At 52.6% G+C, this 22,474-nt stretch carries 21 protein-coding genes; 12 read left to right on the forward strand and 9 right to left on the reverse strand.

The features are described 5' to 3' along the window. The first annotated feature begins 430 nt into the window (after nucleotides 1-430). Complete coding sequence (locus E5C26_RS08285; protein ID WP_167796629.1) at nucleotides 431-1,636, forward strand: serine hydrolase; 1,206 nt, start codon at nucleotides 431-433, stop codon at nucleotides 1,634-1,636. A gap of 62 nt (nucleotides 1,637-1,698) precedes the next feature. Here E5C26_RS08285 and E5C26_RS08290 read toward each other — a convergent pair whose 3' ends face one another. From E5C26_RS08290 to deoC, 4 genes are all read right to left on the reverse strand, one after another. Continuing rightward, nucleotides 1,699-3,066 (reverse strand): L-serine ammonia-lyase, encoded by a 1,368-nt coding sequence (locus E5C26_RS08290; RefSeq protein ID WP_135315861.1) that lies wholly within the window; start codon nucleotides 3,064-3,066, stop codon nucleotides 1,699-1,701. 91 nt (nucleotides 3,067-3,157) lie between these two features. Continuing rightward, nucleotides 3,158-4,453 carry an HAAAP family serine/threonine permease gene (locus E5C26_RS08295; RefSeq protein ID WP_135315862.1) on the reverse strand — a complete coding sequence of 432 codons (1,296 nt, stop codon included), beginning with the start codon at nucleotides 4,451-4,453 and terminating at the stop codon, nucleotides 3,158-3,160. A gap of 970 nt (nucleotides 4,454-5,423) precedes the next feature. Beyond that, nucleotides 5,424-6,188, reverse strand: coding sequence for a DNA-binding transcriptional repressor DeoR (gene deoR, locus E5C26_RS08300; protein WP_135315863.1), 765 nt, complete (start codon nucleotides 6,186-6,188; stop codon nucleotides 5,424-5,426). A 145-nt stretch (nucleotides 6,189-6,333) separates the two neighbouring features. Next, a complete protein-coding gene (gene deoC / locus E5C26_RS08305) occupies nucleotides 6,334-7,014 on the reverse strand; it encodes a deoxyribose-phosphate aldolase (protein ID WP_135315864.1) in 681 nt (226 codons plus the stop codon). Nucleotides 7,015-7,227: 213 nt separating this feature from the next. Between deoC and E5C26_RS08310 the strand changes: the two genes are divergently transcribed. Further along, nucleotides 7,228-8,070: a hypothetical protein gene (locus E5C26_RS08310; protein ID WP_135315865.1), complete on the forward strand. Its 843-nt coding sequence runs from the start codon at nucleotides 7,228-7,230 to the stop codon at nucleotides 8,068-8,070. A gap of 35 nt (nucleotides 8,071-8,105) precedes the next feature. Here the strand turns inward: E5C26_RS08310 and ybjG are convergent, their stop codons facing one another. After that, a complete protein-coding gene (ybjG, locus tag E5C26_RS08315) occupies nucleotides 8,106-8,711 on the reverse strand; it encodes an undecaprenyl-diphosphate phosphatase (RefSeq protein ID WP_135315866.1) in 606 nt (201 codons plus the stop codon). A gap of 5 nt (nucleotides 8,712-8,716) precedes the next feature. Further along, entirely contained in the window at nucleotides 8,717-9,469 is a 753-nt protein-coding gene (locus E5C26_RS08320) for a phosphatase PAP2 family protein (protein WP_135315867.1), read from the reverse strand. A gap of 306 nt (nucleotides 9,470-9,775) precedes the next feature. Between E5C26_RS08320 and eco the strand changes: the two genes are divergently transcribed. Further along, nucleotides 9,776-10,288, forward strand: coding sequence for a serine protease inhibitor ecotin (gene eco / locus E5C26_RS08325; protein WP_135315868.1), 513 nt, complete (start codon nucleotides 9,776-9,778; stop codon nucleotides 10,286-10,288). An 85-nt stretch (nucleotides 10,289-10,373) separates the two neighbouring features. Here eco and E5C26_RS08330 read toward each other — a convergent pair whose 3' ends face one another. Then, complete coding sequence (locus tag E5C26_RS08330) at nucleotides 10,374-11,402, reverse strand: nuclear transport factor 2 family protein (RefSeq protein ID WP_135315869.1); 1,029 nt, start codon at nucleotides 11,400-11,402, stop codon at nucleotides 10,374-10,376. Nucleotides 11,403-11,493: 91 nt separating this feature from the next. Here E5C26_RS08330 and E5C26_RS08335 point away from each other — a divergent pair, with 91 nt between their 5' ends. Next, on the forward strand, nucleotides 11,494-12,402 hold the full coding sequence (locus tag E5C26_RS08335) for a LysR family transcriptional regulator (RefSeq protein WP_167796631.1): 909 nt from the start codon (nucleotides 11,494-11,496) through the stop codon (nucleotides 12,400-12,402). A 548-nt stretch (nucleotides 12,403-12,950) separates the two neighbouring features. Here E5C26_RS08335 and E5C26_RS08345 read toward each other — a convergent pair. Further along, nucleotides 12,951-14,639 (reverse strand): aspartate:alanine antiporter, encoded by a 1,689-nt coding sequence (locus E5C26_RS08345; protein ID WP_012006072.1) that lies wholly within the window; start codon nucleotides 14,637-14,639, stop codon nucleotides 12,951-12,953. A 314-nt stretch (nucleotides 14,640-14,953) separates the two neighbouring features. On the opposite strand from E5C26_RS08345, the gene E5C26_RS08350 reads away from it, so the two are divergent. After that, nucleotides 14,954-15,334, forward strand: a complete 381-nt coding sequence (locus E5C26_RS08350) for an inner membrane protein YbjM (RefSeq protein WP_135315871.1) — start codon at nucleotides 14,954-14,956, stop codon at nucleotides 15,332-15,334. Between the two features lie 50 nt (nucleotides 15,335-15,384). On the opposite strand, the gene E5C26_RS08355 is transcribed toward E5C26_RS08350, so the two are convergent. Continuing rightward, a complete protein-coding gene (locus tag E5C26_RS08355; protein ID WP_012006074.1) occupies nucleotides 15,385-15,648 on the reverse strand; it encodes a GrxA family glutaredoxin in 264 nt (87 codons plus the stop codon). Nucleotides 15,649-15,890: 242 nt separating this feature from the next. Between E5C26_RS08355 and E5C26_RS08360 the strand changes: the two genes are divergently transcribed. From E5C26_RS08360 to potI, 7 genes are all read left to right on the forward strand, one after another. After that, nucleotides 15,891-16,196 (forward strand): YbjC family protein, encoded by a 306-nt coding sequence (locus E5C26_RS08360; protein WP_135315872.1) that lies wholly within the window; start codon nucleotides 15,891-15,893, stop codon nucleotides 16,194-16,196. Between the two features lie 57 nt (nucleotides 16,197-16,253). Next, nucleotides 16,254-17,156 carry a 30S ribosomal protein S6--L-glutamate ligase gene (gene rimK, locus E5C26_RS08365; RefSeq protein ID WP_135315873.1) on the forward strand — a complete coding sequence of 301 codons (903 nt, stop codon included), beginning with the start codon at nucleotides 16,254-16,256 and terminating at the stop codon, nucleotides 17,154-17,156. A 161-nt stretch (nucleotides 17,157-17,317) separates the two neighbouring features. Beyond that, the gene (locus tag E5C26_RS08370; protein WP_135315874.1) at nucleotides 17,318-17,797 is read left to right on the forward strand and encodes a YbjN domain-containing protein; all 480 of its coding nucleotides are present in this window, start codon (nucleotides 17,318-17,320) and stop codon (nucleotides 17,795-17,797) included. 408 nt (nucleotides 17,798-18,205) lie between these two features. After that, nucleotides 18,206-19,315, forward strand: a complete 1,110-nt coding sequence (potF, locus tag E5C26_RS08375; RefSeq protein ID WP_135315875.1) for a spermidine/putrescine ABC transporter substrate-binding protein PotF — start codon at nucleotides 18,206-18,208, stop codon at nucleotides 19,313-19,315. Between the two features lie 128 nt (nucleotides 19,316-19,443). Continuing rightward, nucleotides 19,444-20,577 carry a putrescine ABC transporter ATP-binding subunit PotG gene (gene potG / locus E5C26_RS08380; protein WP_135315876.1) on the forward strand — a complete coding sequence of 378 codons (1,134 nt, stop codon included), beginning with the start codon at nucleotides 19,444-19,446 and terminating at the stop codon, nucleotides 20,575-20,577. Nucleotides 20,578-20,602: 25 nt separating this feature from the next. Then, a complete protein-coding gene (potH, locus tag E5C26_RS08385) occupies nucleotides 20,603-21,568 on the forward strand; it encodes a putrescine ABC transporter permease PotH (protein WP_135315877.1) in 966 nt (321 codons plus the stop codon). Next, nucleotides 21,565-22,410: a putrescine ABC transporter permease PotI gene (gene potI / locus E5C26_RS08390; protein ID WP_135315878.1), complete on the forward strand. Its 846-nt coding sequence runs from the start codon at nucleotides 21,565-21,567 to the stop codon at nucleotides 22,408-22,410. Before potH ends, potI begins: the two co-directional genes overlap by 4 nt. Nucleotides 22,411-22,474 lie beyond the last annotated feature (64 nt).

Raw genomic sequence — 22,474 nt, forward strand, 5'->3', positions numbered from 1 at the left:
TACCTGGATGATAGCGCTGCTAATAAGTGTATTAAAAAGAACAAATAACCGTTCAATATGCATTTTTGGAATATATTAATCTGATTTGGACGTATGGAGGCGCAGATGTGCAGCAGTTTAGATGTGCAGCCGTGTAGCGGTGAGTAGTATAAAAAAAACGCTTATGGCTGGCTTTTCATCCAAATTGCGCGTAACAGCGTACAGTTATGTAAAAATGATGAAAATTCATGCTAAACCCTGCAAAAATAAGATGAATCTAATAAACTCACAGCAAGGGCATTTTCGGTGCGCCGCTCACCCGTCATGGGGCCGCAGGGAGTTTGCGGTTGGCAAATGCGTGCCGGGCCACTCTCGCTGGTTGGCTGAAAACGTGAATATGTTTGAAAGTTAACGCTATTTCAATGATTTGAATGGACACTCTGGCGACGTCATGATGAAAAGAAACTTACCTACCACTCTGAAAAAATTAACTTTTAGCGTCAGCATACTGTTGCTGGCTGTGCCTGTTGTTCAGGCGGCCGAAGCACCGGCGGCTCCGCAGGTGGATGCCAAGGCCTACGTGCTGATGGATTACAACAGCGGTAAGATCCTGGCGGAAGGCAATGCCGACACCCGTCTCGACCCCGCCAGCCTGACCAAGATCATGTCCAGCTATGTGATCGGCCAGGCAATCAAGGCCGGCAAGATTAAACCTGAGGATATGGTGACCGTCGGTAAGGACGCCTGGGCGACCGGCAACCCGGCGCTGCGCGGCTCCTCGCTGATGTTTATCAAACCGGGCGATCAGGTGCCGGTGATGGAACTGAATAAGGGCATCGTCATTCAGTCGGGTAATGATGCCAGTATCGCACTGGCCGATTACGTCGCAGGCAGCCAGGATTCGTTTGTTGGCTTGATGAACAACTACGCCAAATCCCTGGGCCTGCAGAATACCCATTTCCTGACGGTGCACGGCCTGGATGCGGAAGGGCAGTACAGTACCGCACGCGATATGGCGCTGCTCGGCCAGGCGCTGATCCGCGATGTGCCGGATGAGTATGCGCTGCACAAAGAAAAAGAGTTCACCTTCAATAAAATTCGCCAGGTTAACCGCAACCGTCTGTTGTGGAGCACCAACCTGAGCGTCGATGGCATCAAAACCGGCTATACCGGTGGCGCCGGGCATAACCTGGTGGCCTCTGCTACCGACGGCCCAATGCGTTTGATCTCGGTGGTGCTGGGCGCGCCAAGCGACCGTATCCGCTTTAGTGAAAGCGAAAAGCTGCTGACCTGGGGTTTCCGCTTCTACGAAACCGCCACGCCAATCAAAACTGACAAGCCGTTTGTGACCCAGAAAGTGTGGTTTGGCGACGTCGGCGAAGTGCCATTGGGCGTAGCGAAAGATGCCGCCGTCACTATCCCGAAAGGGCAGATGAAAAACCTGAAGGCCAGTTATAAGCTGAACCAGCCGACGCTGGAAGCCCCGTTGGCAAAAAATCAGGTGGTCGGCACCATTGATTTCCAGCTCGACGGTAAAACCATTGAGCAATACCCGCTGGTGGCGATGCAGGAAGTGAAAGAAGGTAACTTCTTCAGCCGTATCTGGGACATGGTGATGATGAAGCTGACCCAGTGGTTCGGTAGTGTGTTCGGTTAAGGACAACAGCAATAAGCTTTAACAGGAGGGCGCAGTCATTGATGATTGCGCCCTCTTTTTTATCAGTTACAGGCCACTACCTTGATCGCCAAGCCACCTTGCGATGTCTCGCGGTATTTGGCGTTCATATCTTTGCCCGTTTCATACATGGTTTCGATCACCTTATCCAGGCACACGCGCGGCTCGCTGGTGCGACGCAACGCCATACGTGCGGCATTGACTGCCTTCACCGCGGAAATCGCGTTACGCTCGATACAGGGCACCTGAACCTGACCGGCCAGCGGATCGCAGGTCAGCCCCAGGTGGTGCTCCATGGCGATCTCCGCCGCGATACACACCTGTGCCGGGCTGCCGCCCATCAATTCTGCCAACCCTGCTGCGGCCATTGAGCAGGCAACACCCACCTCGCCCTGGCAGCCAACTTCGGCACCGGAGATTGAAGCGTTCATCTTGTACAGCGCCCCGATCACGCCGGACGTCAGGAAATAACGGCTGTAGGAATTGGGGTTGACCGGGCGAATAAACTGGTCGTAATAGGCCAGGACCGCGGGGATAATGCCACAGGCGCCGTTGGTCGGAGCGGTGACCACACGTCCACCGGCGGCATTTTCTTCGTTAACGGCGAAGGCGAACATGTTGATCCAGTCGACCACGTTCATTGGGTCGATATTATTCTTGTCGCCAGTGACCAGCAGGCGGCGCAGGGCAGCGGCACGGCGCTGAACCTTCATCGGGCCAGGCAACAGACCCTCGGTGTTCATACCGCGTTCGATACCGGCGCGCATCACCTGCCAGACGTCGGCGAAGTGCGCGTCAATTTCTGCCTTGCTGTGCAGCGCCAATTCGTTTTGCATCACCAGGCCAGACAGTGACAGACCGGCGTCTTTGCAGTGTTGCTGCAAGTCTCGCGCCGAGTTGAACGGGAAGGGCACCTGAACCGGGTTTGCTGCGGCCAGGCCGAAGTTTTCTTCATCGACGATAAAACCGCCGCCGGTCGAGTAATAGGTTTTGCTGTGTAACAGTTGTTCACCGGCGAAGGCGCTGATGCGCATGCCGTTTTCATGCAGCGGCAGATTATCGCTGTTGAAATTCATGCTGGTTTGCAGCGGGAAATCCACTTCGTGGTGGCCCTTGGCCAGCAGCAGGCGGCCGCGTTGCTCAACGTCGCGGATAAAACCGGCGATACCGTCGATATCAACGTCGTGCGGCAGGTTGCCCGCCAGGCCCATAATAATCGCGATATCGGTGTGGTGACCTTTGCCGGTCAGTGACAGCGAACCGTAGACGTCCACCACCACGCGAGTGGTATCCAATAACTGCTGACTGGCAATCAATTCATCGACAAACAGCTTGCCGGCTTTCATCGGGCCGACGGTGTGAGAGCTGGATGGGCCAATACCAATTTTGAAAATATCGAAAACGCTGACCATGGTCTCGCCTCCTTCTTCAGGTGTTAGGCGTTAATGCAGGAAAGGGGGCCGTGCAGAGAAGCCGGCGCAGGGTCGCGCCGGCTGGTCTTGATTAGAAGCTGTACAGGATTGCGGAGATGGCGATCAGGCCCATCACTACCACGAACACGTTGCTGATGTGGCCGCTGTATTTGCGCATGGCCGGCACTTTACGGATAGCGTACATCGGCATCAGGAACAGCAGCATGGCGATGATTGGGCCACCCATGTTCTCGATCATGCCGAGGATGCTTGGGTTCAGGGTCGCAACAATCCAGGTGGTCACCAGCATAAACAGCGCGGTGATGCGGTTCAGCTTGTTGGTGCTGATGGTTTTGCCGCGGCTCTTCATCGACTTGGCAATCAGACCGTTAAAGCCTTCACGTGCGCCCAGGTAGTGACCGAGGAACGATTTGGTGATTGCGATAAAGGCGATAACCGGCGCGATGTAGGCGATCATCGGGTTGTTAAAGTGGTTAGCCAGGTAAGACAGAATGGAGATGTTCTGCGCCTTGGCTTCAGCCAGGTTTTCTGGTGACAGGCTCAGCACGCAACTGAACACGAAGAACATCACGGTCAACACCATCATGATGTGAGCGAAGCCCAGAATGCGTGAGCATTTCTTCTCGGCTTCTTCCTGACCGTATTCTTCACGCTTGGCTACGGCAAAGGCGGAGATGATCGGTGAGTGGTTAAAGGAGAACACCATTACCGGGATCGCCAGCCAGAGGGTGATAACCAGACCATGACCCATACCCGTGCCTGCGCCGGACAGAGAAACGTTGTCGAAGATGGCAGTGGTCCAGTTCGGGATCAGGTACACAGCCAGCAGCATCAATACGGCGACAAACGGGAACACCAGGATACTCATGGTTTTCACGATAGCCTGCTCGCCGAAGCGCACGATAGTCATCAGGCCGACAATCAGGATCAGCGACAGAATGGCACGTGGCGGTGAGGTCATACCCAATTGGTGGGTAATAAAGCTGTCGACGGTGTTGGTGATGGCGACGCTGTACACCAACAGGATTGGGTAGATGGCAAAGAAGTAGAGCAGGGTGATCAGCTTACCGGCGCTGATACCAAAGTGTTCTTCAACCACTTCGGTGATGTCTTCACCGGCATTTTTACCGGAGAGAACGAAGCGGCACAGGCCACGGTGGGCAAAGAAGGTCATCGGGAACGCAATGATGGCCATGATAATCAGGGGGATCAAACCACCGATACCGGCGTTGATTGGCAGGAACAAAACGCCCGCGCCAATCGCGGTGCCGTACAGGCCCAACATCCACATGGTGTCGGTTTTACGCCAGGTACTGGTAGAGCCAGAAGCCGCAGAAGCAATAGTGCCGGTCTGTGTAGTGTCCATAAATATCTCCGAAGTGAACACGCTAATTTAAAATTAAAGGCAAAACTTAAGGTTAAATCCGAATGACGCAATATCAGATGGCGGCATCGGTAAGAATCAGATGTTGCTTGCGGGGAGTGTTGGCGTCCCCCTGGTTATTTAATCGGCTAATTACCCTTGGCAGCGGTGCCGGATAATTAATCAAATGATATTTAGCCTGCAGAGGGCATCGTATCGGTACTACAGCCGGAAGGTCATTGCCTGCCGATTTTCGTTGGCGGCAAGATAACGATTTACAGTAGAAACAACCGTGATCATGCTCTCAAATGCGTAATGTGTGCGGCTAACTGCTTTTATATTGGTTTTTCATGCATATGTTGCGCGCTTGTGTAAAATTTTGTGCTGAACGCGCTCTCATCAATGTTTCAGAGTTTATCTGGTATGAACAATCTGTAACCAGATAAAACGCTGCCGTTATCAGCAAGTCGAGCAATATATTTTAAGCGTGGGTTTGGATCTAGCTAAAAACCCGGATTAAGCGGTTTTAGTGACGTAGATCACATTACGTTTTAAAGTTAAATCATGATTAACTTATTGTTTTTAAGTTATTTATTATGAATATCCAGCTAATAACGTGGGTTAACTAGTTAAGTGGCTAGCGGATAAAAATGCTTAATCATTCATCATATAAATAAGCCGGATTGGTTATATTTAAAGCTTGTTGGTTGCGGAATTGTTGATATTTATCGTGCGGACGTCACTGCGATTTATCATATAAAAGCGTTGTTATGCAGAGTACGAAAGTAATATTGAGTAAGATTTATCCGTGCAGAAGGAATAAGCCTGCAGAACTGTTTCAATTTATTAACCTGCTTTCGGGTAGGGATAATAAAACAATCGAATCAATTGCGCATTAATTGCCCGATATCTTGCCGGGATAGAAGGGGGGATTGAAGAACACCGCCGACCGGGGTCGACGGCAGGGTGCAGATTAAAAACGGATGGCGATCGCGTTTTCGCTGAAAAATTCCGCAAATTCCGCGTCGGGCTGGCGATCGGTGATCACCCGGTCGAATTGGGTCAATGGCCCGATGCAGGCCGGTTTGGTTTTACCGAATTTACTGTGGTCGGCTACCAGGATTTTTTGTTGTGACATCGCTATCGCCCGGTGCTTCATCTCCAGTTCATCAAAGTTAAAGCAGGTTGCGCCATGCTGCAGGCTCAAGCCGGCTGCGGAGATAAAGGCGATATTGGGACAGATATGATCCAGCTCACTGTGGCGGCCGACGGCGGTGAAAATGTAGTTGTTCGGTTTGAATTCCCCGCCACACAGGATCACCTTGCAGTTCGGTTTGTCCTGTAACGCCAGGAAGGTATTGAGCGAGTGACAAATCGCAGTGAAGGTCAGATCGTCAGCGATAGCGTCGATGATCGCCGGTGTGGTGGTGCCACAATCGAAAAATACGGTGTCGTTTTCGCTGATAAGCTGCGCGGCGAGCAAGCCGATACGGCGTTTTTCCGTGACCTGCTTGGCTTTTTGATCGGAAACAAAATAGTGGGTCACGCCGTTACTGCGCGGGTCGGCCACCACGTAACCGCCGAGCAGAACCACGGCGGCCGGTTCTGCGCTGAGATCGCGGCGAATCGTCATTTCTGACACGCCCAACAGGACGGCGGCTTCTTTTAAGTGGATCTTGTCAGAGCGCTTTAACGCCTGGACTAATCGATTGATACGTTCTTCGCGCCGCGTTTCCATCAGTCTGTCTTCCCACAGGGTTAAGAGAGTTTCTCCAGGGCTGAACACACAAATGCGGGGTAATAGGAGCGCAGCCATCGGCTGGACTTATTACCCCGCATCAGATTATCTCGGCGTGCGCCCGGTACTCAGACGCCTCAGGTTATCAGTAGCTGCCGGTAGCAGCCTGATCACCGGAAACGATTGCTACGCCAGAGCTGGTGCCGATACGAGTTGCACCTGCTTTGATCATCTTCTCGGCGGTTGCGCGATCGCGCACGGCGCCGGATGCTTTAACACCCATCTCGCTGCCCACCGTCGCGCGCATCAGTTTGACGTGCTCTTCACGAGCACCGCCGGTGCTGAAGCCGGTAGAGGTTTTAACGAAGGCCACATCGAGTTCGCGACACATTTCACAAACCTGAACGATCTGCGCATCGCTGAGCAGGCAGGTTTCCAATATTACCTTCAACGGGATCGCCGCGCAAACCTCGCGCACTGCGGCGATGTCGGCTTTAACTTCATCCAGCAGGCCGCTTTTCAGCCAACCCACGTTGATCACCATGTCAATTTCCTGCGCGCCGGCAGCAATCGCTGCTTTAGCTTCGAAAGCTTTGGTTACTGTCAGACCGGCACCCAGTGGGAAACCAATCACCGAGCAGATTTTCACTTCGCTTTCTTGCAGCAGGTGCGCAGCCAATGGCACGTAACCAGAGTTAACGCAGACAGCGTAGAAGTTGTGTTGTTGTGCTTCTTCACAGAGTTTGGCGATTTGCTCTTCAGTGGCATCCATCGCCAGCAGGGTGTGATCGACATAGCGAGCGTAATCAATGTTTTCGGTAGTCATCTCGATTCCTTATTAAGGTTTTATCAAAGCAGGATGTGAGTAATGTTAGAATAATAACATTCCATCAGCGATAAACATAGTGGTGTTTAAAAATGAATGCCAGATCATCGTTTTTTAGCTGTTTAACGTATAACATAGGGTGAGATAAATGTTATTTAAGTAACATTTTGGCGTTGGTCGCGGGATAGCTCGCGTGAACACCCAGGGGGAAGTATGGATATGATAATAAATTTGGCGCCAGAGCAGTTCGGAGCGCAACCGTATGAAGTTTTCCGCAATGCGGATTTTGTCGTCACTGCCTTTAACTGTGCTGCCACAGGGCCGATGCTGACACTGGCAAACAGCCGTGGCTCATTGGGCGTATTGCCATACCGCGCGCTGACGATCTGGGATGCTGATTTTGATGGCTACTCGTTGAAGTCGGGTCGTCGCAGTGTCAAAACGCTTGGAGGCAAGCCGGAGGACAGTGTGGCCTTTCATTCCCCCTGGTCACCCCAGGGCGGTTTATTATCAGATATGCAGCTTGTCTGGTTGCAGGTTGAGGGCGATACGCTGACGCTGTACGGCAGTGGGGAATCTGCCCATCAGCATTGTCGGCTGCGTCCGGCGGTCCGTTTGACGGCGGAGAGTGCTCAATTCTCCATTGATATGCAAATCACCAACCTTGCCGACCACCCGCTGCCGCTAAGTTATGTTTGCCAGCTTAATTACGGTTGTATTCCTGCAGCGGTGTTCAGGCAGAACTTGCCGACGCCGGCGCTGATGCCACCGGGGTGTGTCACCGAAGAAGGGCTACAGTACTCGGACGATTTGTCACTGTATGTTGATCAGGCCGAGTTCTATATGTTGGCGTCGAAAGGGAGGCGATATGTTACGCGTTTCTCCACCGAGCAGTTTAATTATGGCCTGCGCCGCATGACACAGCAGGGAAATCAGCGCCTGTTCAGGTTCATTCAACCGGCCACCTGCAGCCCGCAAGGGCAAAGTGAATCACCGAAGATAATGCTCGGGGCGGGGAAAACGCGTGAGTTCTGTGTGACAACCGGGGTAGTGTGACAGCAGGGGCGCAGTGCCCCTGCTAAAATACAGGTTTACTCTTTCACCCAGCCTTTGCGGATCGGGAAGGCGAACAGGAAGTGGTACAGGCGCGTCAATCTGGTGGCAATGATATCGCCAAACAAGTTCCACACCAGTTGAGCAAACAGGCAACCGACCAGGCCGACCAGGAAGCCACCTACCATATCCAGCGGCCAGTGCACGCCCAGATAGACGCGCGACCAGGCAATGCCGGCCGCGACTGCCAGCAATAAAATGCCTGACCAGACCCGATGCCAGAACAAAAAGGCCAGAGCGAAAGTGAAGATGGCGGTACCGTGATCGCTGGGGAAGGAACTGTCCGGCGCATGCGCCAGGAAAGTATAACCGACGCCGGCGACAAACGGCCGTTCGTGCGGCAGCAGCATGCCAATGGTCGCGGAGGCAAGCATGGCGAACAGCAGAGCAATTGTCGTCTTGGCCACCACTTGACGCTGCGATACCAGTTGATTCTGCGGCCCCCACAGCCATAACCCAATGATCAGCATAGGTACGATAGCGATCAGATCGCGTGCCAAAAAGGTGGCGATATCAATCAACCACTCGGGGGACGCCGGGGTCGCATTGATCCAGGCGAAAAGAAGATAATTCAACTGCTCCATAATATTTACCTCGTCTTGCGGCGGAGATACCCGCTCACCATCCAATAAACAGCCAGTTGGCTGAGCCAAACCCACCAACCCGCCCACAGGTTATGGGTAAGAAAATGTGCTCCGCGCATTACCTGACCAAAACCCATCAGCATGCCGAGCGCAATACCGCCGAACCAGCACCAGTAAGCCAGGCGCGGGCGTTGCGGATAAAACAGGAAAAACAGTGCCATCACCGCAAAACCGCTGGAGGCATGGCCACCAGGGAAGCAACGGCCCGGCCCGGGCTCTGTCGGAATTGCGCCGAACAGTGGGTAGGACATCGCCTTGCCGCCGTATTCGATCAAATCCCACGGGCAGGAATGTGCGCTGGTGGCTTTAAGAATGCCGACAACCAATGGGCCAATGCCGATCAGCAACATGGTGACAATCATGCGCGGGTTACGGCGGTAAATACCCCAAAACAGCGCCAGCACCGCACCGGTAATCACGCCAATTTTCAGCAGGCGGTGGTTAATCAAGTCCAGCCAGTGATTGTTCTGCCAGGGAAAATGCCCGCTGGCGGCGTCGAACCAGTAGTTGCTGACAGCCCAGTCCAGTTGTTCGTTACGCGACAGCCAAAGGAACAACAAACCACTGACTACCAATCCCAAAACTTGCCAACGGTAAAAGGATGCCGACAGGGAGTAAAGGGCGTTAGTCTTAATTTGAGGTGTTGTTGAGGATTGATTTAATGAAGGTTTTGGGTTCACGCGCAGGCTCGGTGACATTAATGGATGATGCCACTGTAATAATTCTGTCTTAAGAAAACCTTAATACCCCAGCGGGTTGAGGTTGAGAAAGCGAAAGGTGGATTATCGGCTGGTGCTTCTGGCACGGCACAGTGGACGGGTATCTGGTGGTGAAGGCCTACATCGCCAAAAATGCCACTCGTTAATGATTTATCCTAACTAATGGTCGGTGGCGGAGTATTGTCACTGACCATGGCTTATTGTAAAGAAGATTAAACTACTGGCGGGGTTATCGGTAGTGTATTAGCTTATGCCCTGAGCATTTAATAATGATAGGGATAAAACATGAACAAGGTCTCCGTTGTATTTTCCGGCCTGCTAATGGCCGCTTCCGCCAGCGCTGTTGCTGCTACCTCTGTTGAAGACGCCGATATCAGCAAACAACCGCTGGAAAAAGTCGCGCCTTACCCGAAAGCCGAAAAGGGCATGAACCGTCAGGTGATTTACCTGCCGAAGCAGGAACACGAAGAGAATTTCAAGGTTGAACTGCTGATCGGCAAAACGCTGGAAGTAGACTGCAACCGCCATATGATTGGTGGCACTCTGGAAACCAAAACCCTTTCCGGTTGGGGCTACAACTATCTGGTGCTGGAAAAACTGTCCGAACCGGCTTCCACCATGATGGCTTGCCCGGACAATACCAAACAGCAGCAATTTATCGCCGCCAATCTGGGTGATGCTGCGATGCAACGCTACAACAGCCGCCTGCCGATCGTGGTCTACGCACCGAAAGACGTGGAAGTGAAATACCGCGTGTGGAAAGCTGAAGACACCGTGAGTAAAGCAGAGCAGAAATAATACGGATGCGTGCTAACCATTAGCGTGGCTAAGTGGTGGGCTGCAAATCTGTCCGGCTGGCGATAACCTCACCAGCCGGTATTTTTTATTTTCCGGTCACGGGATTTGTGAATAAAGCATCGTACTCGAGGGCGTTAACCGGGGTGTCTTCTATTTTGGCTATTTTCCCCTCTTTCATGGTGTAGTGAAGTATGACAAAACTCGTCTTAACTTCTTTGTCCCAGCTGGTATTCATTCGAATATATTCTTTGACGAATACATCATTTTTGGATGCGGCATAGCCACCCCATTCCAATTTGTATTTATCGCCGGCAACAGTGGCAATCAATTTGTCTCTGAAGGTTTCATATCCATGCCATCCTTTATACCTTCCCGCCAGGTTACTCCTGCCAGGTGTATAAAACTCAAAGTCTTTTCCTGTCAGTTTTGACATGGAGAGCAGATCACCCTTCCAAAAATAATGATAGAACTTTCTGACTATTTGTAAGCTATCAATAGCGTCGGTAAAGGGATCATTATCTGAAATATCGACCGTTTTTGGACTAAACCCTGTGGGCCTTGTTTCAATATACTGAGAGTTTGGGGTCCAAAATGCGTCATATGCGATAGGATCCTGCGGGATGGTCCAGGCTTCCGAGATCAGGCCATCTTTAATGCGATACTCCATGATAAATCGTAAGAACCACTTTTCATTGGGATTTTCCTTGCGATTCATGGTGATGTGTTCACGGGTGAAAATGGTGTCTTCATTAATCGCCAGGCTGGGAACGGATAGGGAAAAGTCTCCGCCAGAATAATTTTCAATATTGGTGAGGAACTTGGTGAATCCTGCTTTTCCCCAATATTCCCCCGCATTTAAACCTTTTCCTGGCACATGCATGATGAAATCGTCGGTGACGTAACTCAAGATAATGGATTTATCACCGGTTTTAAAAGCATCATAAAATTTGTTAATTAATTCCTTGTTATTTTTTAACATATTAGCGGTATCCGATAGGCTGGGAGATAGAGCGTCATTCGCAATGACTGAGGCGAAAACACTCGTGCTGCTTAAGGCTGCCAAGATAGCGACTGTTATGAGAGCCTTCCTTGCTTTTATAAACATAATTTTCATTTTTTATCTGATGTGTAAGCCGATACTATTTTGTTTTTACAAGATGCGGTACCCCGTTTTTTTCGATAGTATGTATCTAAAAGGAGGATACATGTTGGAAACTGTTAGCCTTGATCAACTCCGTACCTTTATAGCGGCTGCAACGGAAGGCAGCTTTAGTGCTGCGGGGCGAAAATTAAGGCGTAGTCAATCCGTTGTGAGCCACACTATTTCTAATCTTGAGCAACAAGTCGGGGTGAAGCTTTTTGTCAGGGAGTCGCGCTACCCTACGTTAACGTCTGAAGGAAATATTTTATTTATAGAGGCAATGGAGGTCATTAATAGGGTTAATGATTTTAAGACCACGGCAAAGAAAATATCGGAAGGGCTGGAGTCAGAGGTATCTCTGGTTGTCGATATTATGTTCCCGACTGCCGTGTTAACGGCGGCAATTAATGAATTGCACGAAAATTATGAGAGTGTCGCTGTTAATATTACGGTCAATGCGTTAGGGGGCACGGTACAGCCTTTATTGGAAAAGTCATGTCAGATAGCGATAATTGGCTTCCTGCCTGAGTTACCAGCTTCAATTAGTTGCGATTTCTTATTGTCTACATCCCACGTTTTTGTCGCTTCCAATACTCACCCGCTATCATTAAAAAGCTCAAATCTTTCAAGAAAAGAAGTCAGCAAATATATTCAACTCATAATAATTGATAAAACCAACGCTTCTAAAGATTTGAGCTTTGGTGTGGTTTCGCCAAAGGTATGGAAGTTAACGGATTTATCGGTGAAGAGGGATCTTTTATTGGCGGGGCTCGGTTGGGGGAGTATGCCTTATCAAAGGATAAGGCAAGATATAGAAGAGAAAAGACTTACTCCACTAAAAATAAAGGACATGTCGGAAGAGTTTTTCTTAATGCCAATGTCGGTAGCCGTTAACTCATCCAACCCCCCAGGCCCCGCTGGCCGTTGGTTGGTGAATAAGTTGAAAGAGTTGAGTGCCGAATATGAGGGGTAGTGGAGAAAAGGGACGCAGTTGCTGGTAAATACTCACTGTGGAGAGGGACGTATTTATAAACAAACTGGAGTTTATTGACAGAGTCCGCAAGGTGGGTAAAACATTTTTATTCATGCAGCAAAGTGCCCCGGCAACTACCATCGACCGGGTTAGTGAATAGGGATGAGCGCCTTTGGTGAAGAGGCGAAGTTATGGGGTGAACTGGCATCAGGGACACTGATACCTGCGGCTATGGCCATTGCTCCCAAGCTACCCGCTAGTGCCGTGATTGGAATGGTGGTGTGCGGTGGAAATATTTCCCATCAGGACATGTCTAAATGGGGTAACCACTCGCAAACCCTGTGATTTAGCCCCTGCGGCGTTTATTCAGGCAATAAAAAACCCGCTAGTCTTGAACCTAAATAGGCGGGACTAACGGGCTCCACAAAATGGGGACATCAAAGAAAAGCAGTGGCACTAATTAAGACTACCCCCCGAAAGGAAAGTTCTCACCGGGGATAAAAATTTCAAAATATTTTTGCCACTGATTCATCTTGGTTGCTTATCGGTTAGCCGAGGATCCCCGGCCACAACACCACTATCAACGAGCCCGCCAGGGTTAACAATACGTTAGCGATGGCGTAGGTGCCGGCATAACCCAGCGCAGGAATGTTACTGCGTGCGGTATCACTGATAATTTCCATTGCCGGCGCGCAGGTACGGGCCCCCATAATCGCGCCGAACAGCAGGGCGCGGTTCATGCGTAGCACGTAGGCACCGAACAGGAAGCAAATCACTACCGGCACCAGGCTGACGATTAACCCGGCGATCAGCATCTGGCCGCCAACGGCTCCCAGACTGTTGCCGATACCGGCACCGGCGCTTAGGCCGACACCGGCCATAAACACCATCAGGCCAAACTCTTTCACCATGTTCAGCGCCCCCTGCGGAATGTAACCGAAGGTCGGGTGGTTGGCACGCAGGAAGCCGAGCATGATGCCGGCCATCAGCAATCCAGCGGCGTTACCGATGCCGAACGAGAAATTGCTGAACTGAATGGTGATCTGGCCAATCAATAGCCCGATGATAAAGAAGGCGCAGAATGCCAGCAGGTCGGTCACCTGGCTGTGGATCGAGATAAAGCCAATCTTCTCTGCCACGCTTTTCACCCGGCGGGCGTCGCCGCTGACCTGCAGCACATCGCCTTTATTGAGCACAATGCTGTCGTCGATAGGCATTTCAATCTGGCTGCGGATCACCCGGTTGAGGAAGCAACCGTGATCGGTCAGCTTCAACTGGCTCAGGCGCTTGTTCACCGCATTGCTGTTTTTAACCACGATCTCTTCGGTGACGATGCGCATATCCAGCAGGTCGCGGTCGAATACTTCTTTGCCGTTGCGGAAGCTGGGATCCAGTCGTGCATGGGCATCCGGGTAGCCGACCAGCGAAATCTCGTCGCCCACCTGCAATACTGCGTCGCCGTCCGGGTTGGCCAAAATACCGTTACGACGGATACGTTCGATATAGCAACCGGTCTGGCGGTAGATACCCAGCTCGCGCAGATTTTTGCCATCGGCCCAGGCTACCAACTCGGGGCCAACGCGATAGGCGCGGATGACCGGCAGGTAAACCTTGCGTTGGCTGTCGGTGTCCAGGCCGCGTTCACGGGCAATCTGTTGGGCGGAGGTGGAAAGATCCTGGTGTTGCAGCTTGGGCAGGTAGCGCGCGCCGAAAATCAGGCTCACCAAACCAATCAGGTAAGTCAGGGCGTAACCGAGGCTCAGATGATCCTGCGCAGCCAGCAGTGCCGGGCCATTGGTGATGGTATTACGTAGCGTATCACCGGCGCCCACCAGGACCGGGGTCGAGGTCATTGAGCCCGCGAGCATACCGGCGGTCAGGCCGATATCCCAATGGAACAGCTTGCCCAGACCGATAGCGATCACCATCGCGGAACCGACCATCACCAGCGCCAGCATCAGGTAATTTTTACCGTCGCGGAAAAATATTGAGAAAAAGTTCGGTCCGGCTTCCACGCCAACGCAGAAAATAAACAGCATAAAGCCGAGATTTAGCGCTTCAGTGTTAATGGCGAAGTGTTGTTGACCGAGCAACAGCGAAACCACCAAAACGCCAATGGAATTACCGAGTTGAACGGAGCCCAGACGAACTTTACCGAGGCACAGCCCCAGCGCGAGTACCACGAACAGTAACAGGATGTAGTTACCGTTTAACAAACTAGCGACGTTTATGTTCACGTAGGATAACTTATTGTTTACCAGTAAGTGCTTGATATAGATAAATATAAGATATAAATTCAGTCAAAAAGCGACTTCATAAATAACTAATCAGCGAAAGGCGATTCGAACCATCGATCGGCGGCGTTTATTCTAGTCGCTATGGCGCGTGACAGCCAGCATAAAGCTGGGTTCATGCCCTGCCGAAAGCATTTAACCCTCTTTAGACCAAGGAAAAGTTCAGTTTAGCGTTGTCGGTTTACGGCAAGGCGTCACCGGCTTTGTGGCACGGCTGATTTCTACGGTGTGGTAATGAGGTTAAAGGGGAGGGGCGCATGGCGAGTGAACGGTATTGGTGGGGAATTTTAAGCTGTTTTCTGCTGTTCAGCCTGGTGTATCTCGGCCAGCAGAGTGGGGTATTTGGCAGCACGGATCATGAACACCGGGGGGAAACCGGCCTGTTGCTGTTTGTGATACCCGGTGTGGTCGCCAGCTATCTATCAAGCAAAAAACGCATTCTTTGCCCGCTACTGGGGGCGTTGTATGCGTTGCCGCTGTGTTTGATCATCCGTCATTTCTGGCTAACGCCGTCTGCCTCGGTCTGGCAGGAATTGGCTTACGCCACCAGCGCGGTGTTCTGGTGTGTGTTCGGGGCCTTGCTGGCATTGTTTGTGCGTAGTCTGTTGCAGGCTTACCGGCAGTGCCATCGTGGCTAACGGCAATAAAAAAGGCGCACTTAGCGCCTTTTTGTCGTTCTGTCCGAAGCTTACTGGAACAGATTCAGGTTTTCTTTGGCATAGGCTTCGAAATCGGTGCAGCCGCCGATGTGTTTCTCATCGAGGAAAATCTGCGGTACGGTTTCTACCGGCTTGCCGACGGTTTTTTCCAGGTCGGCCTTGGTGATGCCTTCAGCGTGGATATCAACATAACGGAAGTTGAAATCGTCACGTTCTTCAGTCAGTTTTTCCGCCAACTCTTTCGCACGGACACAATAAGGACAGCCTGGGCGCCCGAAGATAACTGCAAACATGCAACACTCCTTAGATTGATATTCAATAATTTAATCGCAACTGCAATGACATTCTGTCAGTCGAAAAAGACTTAAGCCTGAACATTACCCGCATTGATGGCGCTTACTATGCCCGTTGGTTCGGCGAAAAAAAAGCAGGAATTACCTGTTAATCTGATTCATGTAACCGATTAAGCCGCCGGGGCTGTCGCCGCCGATGGGAATTCACTACACTGGAGGCAGAGCTTCTGGAGAAGAAAAATATGCGTTCATTCGGTGACTTACCGCGTACCGTGCTGGTTTTGGAAGGGCTGGGCATGCTGTTGTTGGTGCTGGCCTATCTGAGCATTCATAGCCACGTGCAATTACCCGGCTGGTTGGCCTCACAGCAGGCAGCGGTGGGGATGATCTTCCTCGGCGTGGCGCTGATGGTGCCGGCGGCGGCATTTCTAGTTTGGCGGGTGGTGCAGGGATTTGGCCCATTGATGCGCGGGGGTCAGCCGCCGCAGAACGATCGGCGCAAGCCTGATATGCCTGAAGATAAAAACGACAGTGAGCCGCGTGGCTGAATAATGGCCACCGGATAGATACCTGCCAGACAGGTGCTTGCCTTTTTGGGGTGACGAGTGAAAATTGCCATTCTTTCGCGCGATGGAACGCTGTACTCATGTAAACGCTTGGTGGAGGCGGCGGAACAACGCGGCCACAGCATCGAAGTTATCGATCCACTCTCTTGCTATATGAATATCAACCCGGCCGCGCCGACTATCCACTACCGCGGCCGTCAATTGGAGCGTTACGACGCGGTGATCCCGCGCATCGGCTCCGCCATGACCTTTTACGGCACCGCGGTGCTGCGTCAGTTTGAGCTATTGGGCAGTTATCCGTTGAATGAATCGGTGGCGATCACCCGTGCACGGGACAAGCTGCGTTCGCTACAGTTGCTGGCGCGGCAGGGGATCGATTTGCCGATCACCGGTTTTGCCCATTCACCCGACGACACCGGCGATTTGATTGAGTTGGTTGGTGGCGCGCCGCTGGTGGTCAAACTGGTGGAAGGTACGCAGGGTATTGGCGTGGTACTGGCCGAAACTCGCCAGGCGGCAGAAAGCGTGATTGATGCTTTTCGCGGCCTTAACGCCCATATTTTGGTGCAAGAGTATATTCGCGAGGCGCAGGGCAGTGATGTTCGCTGTCTGGTGGTGGGGGGCAAAGTGGTGGCCGCCATTGAACGCCAGGCCAAACCCGGGGAGTTTCGTTCCAATCTGCACCGTGGTGGCACTGCCCGCAAGGTGAGCATCACGGCCAAAGAGCGGGCTATTGCGGTCAAGGCCGCCACCACACTGGGGCTGGATGTCGCCGGGGTGGATATCCTGCGTGCGGCCCGTGGCCCGCTGGTGATGGAGGTCAATGCTTCGCCGGGGTTGGAAGGGGTGGAAAGCACCACCGGGTTGGATATCGCCGGCAGGATGATTGAGTATATTGAGCAGCGTGGTCGGCCGGGTTTCAGGTTGAAATCGGGCGGATAAGTTTGCCGCAAAAAATTCGCCTTGCTGTGGCTGGAGTTGCGGCTTTTTATCGACCATATTTACCCTAATAGCGAATTAAGCCGCATTGATCGTGGCGTAGCGGGGCAATATTCCGTAAGCTATGCGCCTTTTCGCGTTTTGAATATTGTGAGGCTGGTATTATGGATTCACTCATTGTCCCTGATTTGGCGTTGTTGCGACGCTGGCTGGATCAATCAGGCATTTCATTCTTTGAGTGCGATTCCTGTCAGGCGCTGCACTTGCCGCACATGCAAAATTTCGATGGCGTATTTGATGCCAAGCTGGATCTGGTCGACAACGTGATCCTGTTCTCCGCACTGGCCGAAGTTAAGCCGACATCATTGATCCCGCTGGTGGCCGATCTCAGCCAGATCAACGCCAGTTCGCTGACGATTAAGGCGTTTGTTGATATTCAGGACGACAATTTGCCGAAACTGATCGTCTGCCAGTCGCTGAGCATTGCCGTTGGCGTCACGCTGGAGCAGTTCACCCACTTTATGCAGCAGGGCGAAGAGCAAATCTCGATGGTGATCCTCGAGGCGCGGGCGAACGATCTGCTGTTTATGGGTGACGAAGAAGATAACACGGCTGCGACTGACCGCCTGCCAATGCTGCACTGATCCCCTCTGTACATGATGCGTGCCGTCCCTCCGGCGGCATGCTGTCGTTATTCCCTTCCGCAATAATATATTCTGTGTTTAACCCTCTGCTGCCAGATATTCCTCTTCGTTTATGCCATTAATGGCGTATCACATACAGACAAACTGCATAAAAAATCGATAAAAGCCGGTTTTATCCCCGGAGGCTGGTGCGTTTTGGCAACAGCGGTTATGCTGCTGATTCTGCTAAGGGCTTGCGATTCCCCTGGTGACCATGCGGGCTGGGCAACTGAAAAAGGTGTATGCAATCAACTGCATAGACATTCAATCCGTGGTTGCGACGATTGCGCTCGATCAGGAAAGGTTTTGTATCGTGTGGCGGTACAAGTTCAATTCTATGATTCACCCCTGTTTTGGAGGAAGTTACGGATGGTCACCCAACGTAAAAAGTGGTTATCGGGTGTGGTTGCCGGCCTGCTGATGGCGGCAAGCGTCACGGCGTCAGCCGATGAAAAAACGCTGCACATCTATAACTGGTCCGACTATATTGCGCCGGACACCTTAGCCAAATTCCAGAAAGAAACCGGCATTAAAGTGGTGTACGACGTCTTTGACTCCAACGAAGTGTTGGAAGGTAAACTGATGGCGGGCAGCACCGGTTATGATCTGGTGGTACCTTCGTCCAATTTCCTTGAGCGTCAGTCGAAGGCCGGCATTTTCGAGCCGCTCGACAAGAGCAAGATGCCGAACTACAAAAACCTTGATCCCGAGATGCTGCAACTGGTGGCGCATAACGACAAGGACAACAAGTACGGTATCCCTTACCTGATGGTGACCACCGGCATCGGCTATAACGTCGACAAGGTGAAGGCTGTGCTGGGTAAAGATGCACCGGTTGACAGCTGGGATCTGATCCTCAAACCGGAAAACCTTGAGAAGTTGAAAAGCTGCGGCGTTTCCTTCCTGGATGCGCCAAGCGAAGTCTATGCCACCGTGCTGCACTACCTGGGTAAAGATCCCAACAGCACCAACGCGGCAGACTACACCGGTGCGGCCAACGATCTGTTGCTCAAGCTGCGGCCGAACATCCGTTATTTCCACTCTTCCCAGTACATCAATGATTTGGCAAACGGTGATATCTGCGTAGCGATCGGCTGGTCCGGCGACGTGATGCAGGCGGCCAACCGTGCCAAAGAAGCGAAGAACGGCGTGAACGTGGCCTATGCAATCCCGAAAGAGGGGGCACTGACCTACTTCGACATGTTCGCCATGCCGGCAGATGCCAAAAACAAGGACGCTGCCTACCAGTTCCTGAACTTCCTGATGAAGCCTGACGTCATGGCGGGGATCAGTAACTTCGTGTATTACGCCAACGCGGTGAAGGACTCTACACCGCTGGTCAATGCCGAAGTCCGCAACAATCCGAACGTGTACCCACCGGCCGATCTGCGCGCCAAGCTGTTTACGCTGAACGTGCAGTCGCCGAAACTGGATCGTGTGATTACCCGGGCCTGGACTAAAGTTAAAAGCGGGAAATGATCGATAGAGGCTCAGCATGCTGAGCCCGGTGTCATACCAGCAGGCGGGTGCTCCCCGCCTGCGTTGCCATTTTGGGCCATGGCAATCGCCGTGGTTTTTTGTACTGTTTGCACCGGAGAGCACCCCGATTGAACGACGTCATCCCTCGTCCTCAAGCCAAGTCGCAGAAGGTCTTCACCCCTCTGCTGGAAATCCGTAACCTCACCAAAACCTTTGACGGCCAAAACGCGGTCGAAGACGTCAGCCTGACCATCTATAAAGGCGAAATATTCGCTTTGCTGGGGCCATCTGGCTGCGGGAAGTCGACGCTGTTGCGCATGCTGGCCGGTTTTGAACAGCCCTCGGAAGGGCAGATTGTGCTCGATGGGCAAGACATGTCGCACGTGCCGCCTTACCAGCGACCGATCAATATGATGTTCCAGTCCTACGCGCTGTTCCCGCACATGACGGTCGAGCAAAATATCGCCTTCGGATTGAAGCAGGATAAAATGCCGCGTGCGGAAATTGCCGATCGCGTCGCCGAAATGTTGTCGTTGGTGCATATGCAAGAGTTTGCCAAACGCAAGCCGCACCAGTTGTCTGGTGGTCAGCGCCAGCGGGTGGCACTGGCGCGCAGTCTGGCCAAACGGCCAAAATTGTTGCTGCTGGATGAGCCGATGGGCGCGCTGGATAAAAAGCTGCGTGACCGCATGCAACTGGAAGTGACGGACATTCTTGAGCGTGTTGGCGTGACCTGCGTAATGGTTACCCATGACCAGGAAGAGGCGATGACCATGGCAGGGCGCATCGCCATCATGAACCGTGGCAAATTTGTGCAGATCGGCGAACCGGAAGAGATCTATGAACATCCGAACAGCCGTTTCAGCGCCGAATTTATCGGCTCGGTCAACGTTTTTGATTGTGTGCTGCAAGAGCGTCATGACGATGGCCTGATCCTGCAAAGTCCCGGCTTGCGCCATGCGATTAAGGTGGACTCCGATGCCTCGGTAGTGGACGGCGTGCCGATCCAGGTCGCACTGCGGCCGGAGAAAATCATGCTGTGTGAGGAGGTTCCGCAGGACGGCTGCAACTTTGCGGTAGGGGAAGTGGCGCATATCGCCTACCTCGGCGACCTGTCTATCTACCATGTGAAACTGCTCAGCGGCCAGATTATTAGCGCCCAATTGCAAAACGGTCACCGTTTCCGCAAAGGGATGCCGACCTGGGGCGACGAAGTGCGCCTGTGCTGGGAAGCCGACAGCTGTGTCGTGTTGACGGTGTGAGTCGAGAAGGTGAGGAATAATCATTATGACAATGCTTGCTGAACACACACCGCCGGAGCCACCGGCCAAAGGGCCCGGGCCGCTGAAGGCCTTTTTCCAACGTCTGCAGATGGCCCATGGCCGCAAGCTGGTGATCGCGGTGCCACTGCTGTGGCTGACGCTGCTGTTTCTGCTGCCGTTCCTGATCGTGTTCAAGATCAGTCTGGCGGAACTGGCGTTGGCGGTCCCGCCCTACACTGACCTGATGAGCTGGGCAGAGGGTAAGCTGGACATCGCGCTCAATTTTGCCAACTACCTGCAACTGACCGACGATCCGCTGTATATAGACGCTTATCTGCAATCGCTGCAGGTGGCGGCGGTATCGACGGTCTGCTGTCTGGTTATCGGCTATCCGCTGGCCTGGGCGGTGGCGCATAGCAAATCCTCAACCCGCAATATTTTGCTGTTGTTGGTGATCTTGCCGTCGTGGACCTCGTTCCTGATCCGCGTTTACGCCTGGATGGGCATTCTGAAAAATAACGGCATCCTCAATAACTTCTTGTTATGGACTGGGGTGATCGATCAGCCGTTGGTGATCCTGCACACCAATCTGGCGGTGTATATCGGCGTGGTGTATTCCTACCTGCCGTTTATGGTACTGCCGATTTATACCGCGCTGACGCGGCTGGACTATTCGCTGGTGGAGGCGTCGCTGGATCTGGGGGCTAAACCGCTAAAAACCTTTTTCAGCGTGATTATGCCACTGACCCGCGGCGGAATTATTGCCGGTTCGATGCTGGTGTTTATCCCGGCGGTCGGCGAATTCGTGATCCCGGAACTGCTGGGTGGGCCGGACAGTATTATGATCGGCAGGGTACTGTGGCAGGAGTTCTTTAATAACCGTGACTGGCCAGTAGCCTCGGCAGTGGCCACCGTCATGCTGCTGTTGTTGATCGTACCGATTCTCTGGTTCCACAAGCACCAAAACAAGGAAATGGGGGGGCAGGGATGAATAACTTGCCGGTAGTGCGTTCGCCGTGGCGTATCGCTATTTTGGTGTTGGGTTTCACCTTTTTGTATGCGCCGATGCTGATGCTGGTGATCTACTCGTTCAACAGTTCCAAGCTGGTGACGGTGTGGGCCGGTTGGTCAACGCGCTGGTATACCGCCTTGTTCCATGATTCGGCGATGATCAGTGCCGTCGGTCTCAGCCTGACTATCGCCGCCGCCTCGGCGACCGCCGCGGTGGTGCTGGGGGCGATTGCGGCAGTAGTGATGGTCCGTTTTGGCCGTTTTCGGGGTTCAACCGGTTTTGCCTTTATGCTGACGGCCCCGCTGGTTATGCCGGACGTGATCACCGGCCTGTCGCTGCTGCTGCTGTTTGTGGCGATGGGGCATACCTTTGGCTGGCCATCGGAACGGGGGATGTTCACCATTTGGCTGGCGCACGTCACCTTCTGTACTGCCTATGTTTCGGTGGTGATCAGCTCGCGTCTGCGCGAGTTGGACCGCTCTATCGAAGAAGCGGCGATGGATCTGGGCGCGACACCGCTGAAAGTGTTTTTCGTGATCACTCTGCCGATGATTGCACCGGCGCTGATCGCCGGTTGGATGCTGGCCTTTACCCTGTCGCTGGATGACTTGGTGATTGCCAGTTTCGTCGCCGGGCCGGGCGCGACTACCTTGCCGATGCTGGTGTTCTCCAGCGTACGCATGGGGGTTAATCCGGAAATTAACGCCCTGGCGAGTTTGATCCTGCTGGTAGTCGGCGTTATCGGCCTGATTGCATGGTGGTTTATGGCGCGCTCGGAAAAACAGCGATCGCGCGAATTACAAAAGGCTGCCCGTAGCTGAGTCTGATTAAACCTGCTATTTTTGCAATTATTGGTATTGCAATTGATTACCTGACTTTATATAT

The sequence above is a fragment of the Serratia proteamaculans genome, assembly GCF_004684015.1.
GTDB classification, from domain to species: Bacteria; Pseudomonadota; Gammaproteobacteria; order Enterobacterales; family Enterobacteriaceae; genus Serratia; species Serratia proteamaculans_F.